Below are 7943 nucleotides of genomic sequence, written 5' to 3' on the forward strand. Positions count from 1 at the left end.
GCGGGTACGGAAGTTCGCAGCGTATATACTGGAATCGCCGGCAGCCATATCCGAAGCCTTAATTCGCACGGTATCGTCGCCATCAGGGATCGGGAGGTTTCGGCAGCTGATGTTGAGCGGGTAATCGATGCTGCAAAGGCTGTCGTTATCCCTGCTGATCAAAAAATTCTTCATATCCTGCCCCAGGAATTCATCATTGATAATCAAGGGAATATTCGTGAACCGGTTGGTATGGCCGGTGTCCGCCTGGAAACGAGGGTTCACATTGTAACGGGTGCTGTCAGTGCCGCGCAGAATATTACAAAATGCGTGCGCCGCTGCGGGCTGGAAGTAAGTGATATCATTTTGGAACAACTTGCATCAAGCCATGCAGTCCTTACTGAAGATGAGAAAGAACTCGGGGTTTGCCTAATCGATATTGGCGGTGGAACAACAGACATTGCCATATTTTATGAAGGAGCTATTCAATACACATCGGTTATTCCCATAGCTGGCGATCAAGTGACTAATGATATTGCTGTGGCATTGCGAACGCCCAGCAAATCGGCAGAAGCAATTAAGTTGAGTTATGGCTGTGCATTGGCTGAGCTTGCCAATGCCAGTCAGATGATTGAAGTTCTGAGCGTTAATGAACGTCCGGGCCGTAAGATTTCAGCCAAAATGCTTTCTGATGTTGTTTCAGCTCGGTATGAAGAGCTATTTATGCTGGTGCGCAATGAATTGCGTCGAAGCGGCTTTGAAGACTTGATTGCTGCCGGGATCGTTTTAACTGGCGGGGGTTCCAATGTCCATGGCGCTATTGAGCTTGCTGAGCTCTGCTTTGAAATGCCAGTGAGGCAGGGCTGCGCCCAGCAAATGGCTGGACTTGAAGAAGCTTCAAAAAATCCATCCTTGGCAACCGGCATTGGATTGTTAATCCATGGCTTTCAACATCAATATGAAGGTGGTTATAATGTACCGGTGTTGAATGAAAACCAAGGCAGTATCTGGACGCGAATGAAGCAATGGTTTCATGGTAATTTTTAGCGCTGACAGCATGTTCATGGGCACAAAAAAAAACAACTCGATCACGAGAGGTATAGAATGTTTGAATTAATGGAAAGCCAACAAGATAATGCCGTGATTAAAGTCATTGGAGTCGGGGGTGGTGGCGGAAATGCTGTTGAACACATGGTTTCCGAGAATATTGACGGTGTAGAATTTGTTTGCGCCAATACGGATGCGCAAGCGCTTAAAAAATCCAATGCAAAGATTTTAATGCAGTTAGGCGAACAATTAACCAAGGGTTTGGGTGCCGGTGCAAATCCACAAATCGGCCGTGAAGCCGCTGAAGAAGATCGCGAGCGCATTAAGGAAATCTTGCAGGGCGCAGATATGATCTTTATCACCGCTGGTATGGGGGGCGGCACAGGAACCGGAGCTGCACCTATTTTTGCTGAAGTGGCAAAAGAACTGGGTATTCTCACTGTCGCTGTGGTAACCAAGCCTTTTTCATTTGAAGGCAAGCAGCGCGCATTAGCCGCTGAAGACGGGATACGGCGTTTGGCTGAACATGTGGATTCCTTAATAACCATACCCAACAATAAATTACTCAGTGTTTTAGGAAAAAATATCAGCCTGCTCAACGCATTTAAAGCAGCCAATAATGTTTTGCTGGGCGCGGTTAAGGGTATTTCTGATCTGATCACCTGCCCTGGTTTAATTAATGTTGATTTTGCCGATGTACGCACAGTGATGTCTGAAATGGGCATGGCCATGATGGGTACCGGCAGCGCTAAAGGAGAACAGCGTGCCAAGCAGGCTGCTGAAGCAGCCATTGCCTCTCCCTTACTGGAGGATGTAAATCTGTCCGGAGCTCGCGGCATACTGGTTAATATTACTGCAGGCCTTGATATGTCAATCGGTGAGTTTGAGGAGGTGGGTGATGTTATTAAAGGATTCATTTCTGATGATGCAACGGTGGTTGTGGGCACGGTCATTGATCCTGAGATGACAGAGGAAATGCGTGTCACGGTAATTGTCACAGGGCTAGGCGACACGCGGCACAGGCAACCCGCGAATAATCCCGCAAGCGGCAAAGCCCGTTTGGTTGAAACCAGAAGAGGGGACGGCACTTTGGATTATGAGCAACTTGAGCGGCCTGCGGTAATACGAAAACAGGCAGCCACAGCCCATCAGGCCAAGCAGGCAAGCGAAAGCATGCCAGATGCCGACTATTTGGATATCCCTGCCTTTTTGCGAAGACAGGAAGAAAGTTAAGCAGGCCTATTTTTTTAGGTAATTTCCAAATGCCAGCTTATGGGCAAGACTTAAGCAATTGATGTATCAGGGTGCATAACTGCTCATTCATTTCCTAATCCTCGGCAGAGGAAAGATCTCTTGGGTTTGCAGCATGCATCATTGTTTTTTATTTGCCTAAGTTGTTTTTATTTTGCCCATATTATTGGGTTTTTTTGAAAAAAATTAGACTAATCAATAAATTATTGATAATATTCGGAGGTTTACGTATAAAAAAGAGTTTAGCTTATAGGCGCACACTGAATGATTAAACAAAGAACTCCTAAAAAGGTGATTCAGGCCACTGGTGTTGGATTGCATTCCGGTGATAAGGTTCTGCTTACCTTACGACCAGCGCCGATTAATACAGGCATCGTATTTCGCCGCATCGATCTTTCTCCAGCCGTAGAAATACCAGCTTCCTATGAAAATGTTTGCGATACAACACTTTGTACTTCCTTGCAGCATAATGGAGTCAAGGTGGCGACTGTTGAGCATCTGCTCTCCGCGTTTGCTGGCTTGGGGATCGATAATGCTTATGTTGATATCAATTCACCTGAAATCCCAATCATGGATGGCAGCGCTGCCCCATTTGTGTTTCTGATTCAATCAGCTGGAATTCGCGAACAGAGCGCGGCAAAGCGCTTTATTCGAATTTTAAAGCCAATTCGGATTGAAGAAAATGGCAAGTATGTCCAGTTTCTTCCATTTAATGGCTACCGCGTTTCTTTTACCATTGATTTTGAACATCCAGTATTTAACGATAAACCGCAGACAGCCACATTTGATTTTTCGACTACCTCCTATGTCAAGGAAGTTTGCAGGGCAAGAACATTTGGATTCCTTTCCGATTATGAAAAGCTTCGTGAAAATGACCTGGCCAAAGGCGGCAGCCTTGATAATGCCATTGTGGTAGACAATTATCGTGTTCTTAATGAAGATGGCTTGCGCTTTGAAGATGAATTTGTCAAGCATAAGGTTTTGGATGCAATTGGCGATCTTTACCTGTTAGGTTCAGGGTTAATTGGCGCTTTTGAAGGGTATAAATCAGGTCATGAATTAAATAACAAGCTATTGCGCGCCTTAATGCTGCATGAAGATGCCTGGGAGTATACTTATTTTGACGCAGAAAATTACCATTTTTTGTTTCAGCCCGATCTGCTTCCCATGGAAGCATCTGCATAATTTATCTAGAAGTATATAATTAAGACTTGTCTTTGTAGCCTGCAAGGCGCATTAATGCGTCTTGCAGCGGTTTATAAGTGCATTGCCTGCCTAATATTTCTATTGTTTGCCTTGCTTTGTCCGAAATGATTGTAGTCGGTTTTTGTTTGGGTAATGGAGAGGATGGTTCGGCATCAAGCTTTAGTTGAATAGTGGTTAAATGGTAAATTTTACCATCAACCCTGAGTTTATCCCGTAATTCTGGCAAGATATAGCGCAGTTGGGAGGCCCATTCCTGATTAGATGCGATTAATACCAGTTTTCCCTTGTTATAGCTCCCTACCTTGACTTGCGCACGGAAGGATTCAGGTAAGAATTGCAAGACCTTTTGATTTAATTCGTCAAGATATAAGGCATTTTGACAAATATCAGCCAGCCTGGGATTCAAACAGCGGTTGATGCGGCGCATAATAGTTCCAAATGCTATAATTGTGTCAGATTTCACATACGGCTTATGTAAGGAGTATTGTTAACAGGTTTCTGTCGGCATATAAATAGCAATATGAGTTTCGCAGAATATGATATAAAATGGTAGCTGCTTGCTCAACATATCTTGCCATACGCCAGGATTTTGACTGAAAGGCGGCAGCTGCATAAAATGATTGTAGATTTTAAACTTGAAACCAAGGTTTATCAATGACCGATAATAATATCGTCTATTGCGCCCGCCTGCACTGGGTCCTTTTTTTCTGGCCTTTTATATTTTTGTGTGTATCGGTCTATATCGGTTTGAATTACCCTGTTTTTTATGAAGCGTCGCTTATATTGTCCCTGGTTGCCGTAACCTGGTTGGTGCTTGTTGGGCTGACCTATCAATTTTCATCTTTGACCATTAAGAAAAATCAGGTCATTTTGCGCACCGGTATCCTTGTCAGGCAAACTGTCGATATACCCATTAGTAAAATTGAAAGTATTGATATACGCCAAAGCTTATTAGGCAGTTTATTTCGCTATGGATCGCTGGTGATCACTGGCACTGGCGGCACAAGGCAAATGATTAACTATATTCACCGTCCTCTGACATGCAGACGTTACATCGAACAGCTGATCCATGGGTGATGAAGCGATAGATGTGAATATTCTGGCGTTTTATGAGTCTTTTTTTCAGCAATCAATCCGCCTCGAGCAACCGCTTCTTAAGTATCATCCTTCATGCCGGTTGCTCCAGTTTGAAGATGGCAGCCTGTGGGTGAGCAAGCAAATTAAAAAAGAGACTTGGCTAGGTCAGAGACGGAAGCGGGATATCGAGTTTTCAGAAGTGGTTTCGGCCATCATTGCGCAGGGACTTAAAGCGACTGTGACAGCGGTACGCTGGTCGCATGGTGGCGTGATAGTACCCTTATCTCGCGAATGGCTTATATTAATGCCCTATTGCAGGGGTCGGGTGCTTAAGCGATGGCAGCCTCTCCACGCTTCGCGCCTGGGCTGCTTGCTGGCTGCCATGCATGCGTTGCCGCTTCCTAAAAAAAATGCAAAACCGTTTCCAGAAATCAAGTCAAATTTGGACTATCCGCATTTTATTAAACAGCTGATTACAGGCTGCAATCAGCACCATCATTATCAACGGGATTTGTGGGTGGTCAGCCATCGTGATTTTCACAGGCGTAATGTGTTGTGGGATGAGCATGACATGCCGCGGCTCGTAGACTGGGAAAGCTGCGGTTTGATTCATCCCTTTGTGGATTTAATCGGCCTTGCGGTCAATTGCGCGGGTATCGCGGGCAGCGAATTTAAAGCAGATTGTTTTAGGGCAACACTCCTTGGTTATCGCCAGGGGGCGGGAGATTTGCCTGACGCAGATGAGCAACTCTGGCAGCTTTGTTTTCACAGTTGGCTTTTATGGCTGAATTACAATCATGCATCCGGAAACCTCGAAGAAGCGCACAATACGCTGGAGGCTATTCAGCGATTACAAAATTTGATGCCTGAAATGCAGCAGCACTACCAGGCACTCAGTTAATTTCAGGCTTGGGGTGCTGTTTTCAGATCATGCAGGCATTCGTTAATATAATGATGCCCCTTGCTCTGGCTGAATAATAACGGGGACTGGCCTGTTTTCATGGAGTAAATTCCCAACGCCACAAGACCTGGCACAATACCGGTGATGATTATTGCAATGGCTGCAAGGCAGGTTTTGCTGAAGGTTATCCAGGCAGAATCCCGATGTTGTTTTAAAGCGGCGTTTGCCTGGTTAAGTGAAGTTTTAAATTGAGTTATTTTTTCCAGAGGCGATTTGTCTTGATTCTGTAATTCATTGTACATACCTAATACCAGATCATGTTTTTGCTTGACCAGCTTATAAGCCCTGGTATTGTCCTCTGATAAGCCTTGAGCGTCAGGCAAAACTTCAAGAGAAGTTGTATTAATCCCGGGATTGTATTTTTTCGCTTTTTCCCATAAATGCTGAAGATACTGTAGAGTTGCCGGGATAAGTTTTTCCTGTATCACAAGGTTTGCTTTGGATTCGCGTGGATCGGCTGCCTGCTTTTTGAGCTTTTGATTGGCATCTTCGAGGGACTGTTTTTCCTGGGTTAAGGATTGAACTGCTTGCTTTTTTTCTTCAATCTCTTTTTTTTGTTGCTCCGTTAGTATCTTCTCTTCTTCCAGCTTGCTTTGAAGGTCATTTTTTTCAGCGAGCAATTCTTTTTTCTCAGGATCTTCAGCACCCTGGGCTATGGCTTGCTTCCTCGCTTTTTCGAAAAAAGATTCGCTGATGTTTTCCGGCCTGATTTTTAAGTCAAACTGTTTTTCTTTTAAAATTTTTCCTGCCAATTGCAAAAGATAAGCGCCATTTTTACGGAGCAAGTCTGGGTCAATTATTAATGGATTATTGTCCAGGGTTTCTTTCAACTCTGGATAAGCAGCAGCCAATCCTAAATTTGCTTCATAAAGTTTTGCAATTTCCTGGATATATTCAAGCGAATTCTGCTGATACAGCTCAAAATAAGTGTTGAGAGGATTCAAGAGCGAGCTCAGCTCTTGCATATGCTCCGTTTTAACGGATTCATTTGCCTTCATATTCTCAATTTCTTGAGTCAGCGCTTGGTGAATGGTATTCACGGATTCATTTTGCGCTAATCCAAGACGCTCACAAATAAGTTTTACCGCTGGATTTTTCTCTTGCTTCTGGCTTAACTGTTCCTGGACTGCCTGAAAGGCTTCTTTGAATTTTTCATCAATAGTTAAATATACATTGACTTCTCGATTCAGCCTGTCTGTTGATTCGGTAAGAGAGCGAGCATATGCTTCCAGCGTGCTTTGAGCATTTTCAATCAGAATTTTTTCGCATTCATTAAAAACTTTTTTATCTTGGGGGGATAAATCATTATTGGCTTTGATTTCTTTAAGTATTTTAAACGGCTCCTTGATGGCTTCTTTTAATTGGCCTCTTTCTTCCGTGCTTAGATGGTTACGCAGATATTTTTGGCTGATGGTATTGACGAGAAAGGACAAGCCCTGAAAAAAGAGTTTTTGGCCATCTTCTGTGGAAACCAATTCACGCAGGCAGGATTTCTTCTCTTCTTGACTAACGACAATAAAACTCCCGCTGAGACTATTGTTTTCCTCTTTTAGAGCGAGACCTTTAATCATGTCTTCTTTGAGGTCATTCAGCGCTTTGGCAATGCTCATGACCAGTTGATCAGGCGTGGTGCTGGCATTTTCGTCAAAATCAATATACTTTTTGAGATATAGCATGGCATGTTCAGTATTGACAAAACCACCTTTTAAAGAAGGGGCAATGGTTGCCATGCTGGTGTCGTTATGGCCTCGGTAGCGGATAATACGCTGGCCTTCAATTTCTTGTAAGCCTAAATAATCAAGATATGGATAGCCATGCTTAGTCAGACTTCGAAATGCTTCGTCATTTTTATTCACATCAAGATAAAGGTTTATCAAAGAGTTATCACGTTCTTTGTCTTGCTCTTTTAAAAATTGATTGGTAATTTGATCAAGTGTTTTATGTTCAAGATTGAGTGATTCTCGTCCTGACTGAAATATCTCTTTATTTGTTGCTTGGTGAAAAAAGTGGAAAATCTTATAGAGGACAAGTTTTTGTACCGTACTGGTATCGCGGTTCTGAATATTTTTATCGATATCTTGTAATTGCTGCGTGTACAAATTACCGCTGGCTGTGCCATGATGCCCCGGAATGACAGTAGGCTGAATGCCTTCAGCTACGATAGTTTCAAAACAGGATGTGCGTTCATCGCGCATGCATATTTGTTCAACATGACAGGGTAATTTCTTGTAAAAACGTGAGTCATGCCAGGCCCCTGGAAGACCAAACCTGCTTCCGCCTGGGACAGGATCGATGAGAAAAGGATTAATTTTCAGCTCTTTAAGTTTTTTCAATAAAAGCTGACGAGCCTCTTTATTGTCAGATTCTGTTGTTTGGTTTTTAAAAAATTCTTTTATGGCGGCCTTTGTATATTTGCAGGGGG

The 7943-nt window shown here is 43.5% G+C and carries 7 protein-coding genes; 5 read left to right on the forward strand and 2 right to left on the reverse strand.

The window, feature by feature from the left end:
• The 3 genes from ftsA to lpxC form a co-directional block, all read left to right on the forward strand.
• Nucleotides 1–1026, forward strand: a 1026-nt coding sequence (gene ftsA, locus Llon_RS02055) for a cell division protein FtsA (protein WP_058528418.1), incomplete at its 5' end; no start/stop codon positions are given.
• Between the two features lie 57 nt (nt 1027–1083).
• Nucleotides 1084–2259: a cell division protein FtsZ gene (gene ftsZ / locus Llon_RS02060; protein ID WP_058528419.1), complete on the forward strand. Its 1176-nt coding sequence runs from the start codon at nt 1084–1086 to the stop codon at nt 2257–2259.
• Between the two features lie 282 nt (nt 2260–2541).
• Nucleotides 2542–3462 (forward strand): UDP-3-O-acyl-N-acetylglucosamine deacetylase, encoded by a 921-nt coding sequence (gene lpxC, locus Llon_RS02065; RefSeq protein WP_058528420.1) that lies wholly within the window; start codon nt 2542–2544, stop codon nt 3460–3462.
• A gap of 19 nt (nt 3463–3481) precedes the next feature.
• On the opposite strand, the gene Llon_RS02070 is transcribed toward lpxC, so the two are convergent.
• A complete protein-coding gene (locus Llon_RS02070) occupies nt 3482–3910 on the reverse strand; it encodes a DciA family protein (RefSeq protein ID WP_058528421.1) in 429 nt (142 codons plus the stop codon).
• A 227-nt stretch (nt 3911–4137) separates the two neighbouring features.
• Between Llon_RS02070 and Llon_RS02075 the strand changes: the two genes are divergently transcribed.
• Nucleotides 4138–4560 (forward strand): PH domain-containing protein, encoded by a 423-nt coding sequence (locus Llon_RS02075; RefSeq protein WP_058528422.1) that lies wholly within the window; start codon nt 4138–4140, stop codon nt 4558–4560.
• Complete coding sequence (locus Llon_RS02080; RefSeq protein ID WP_058528423.1) at nt 4553–5461, forward strand: phosphotransferase; 909 nt, start codon at nt 4553–4555, stop codon at nt 5459–5461. Before Llon_RS02075 ends, Llon_RS02080 begins: the two co-directional genes overlap by 8 nt.
• Before the next feature lie 2 nt (nt 5462–5463).
• Here the strand turns inward: Llon_RS02080 and Llon_RS02085 are convergent.
• Nucleotides 5464–7943: cysteine--tRNA ligase (locus Llon_RS02085; RefSeq protein ID WP_058528424.1), on the reverse strand; the 2480-nt coding region annotated here is incomplete at its 5' end.

Origin of the sequence: Legionella londiniensis, from assembly GCF_001467825.1 — a bacterium.
Taxonomy (GTDB): Bacteria; Pseudomonadota; Gammaproteobacteria; order Legionellales; family Legionellaceae; genus Legionella_A; species Legionella_A londiniensis.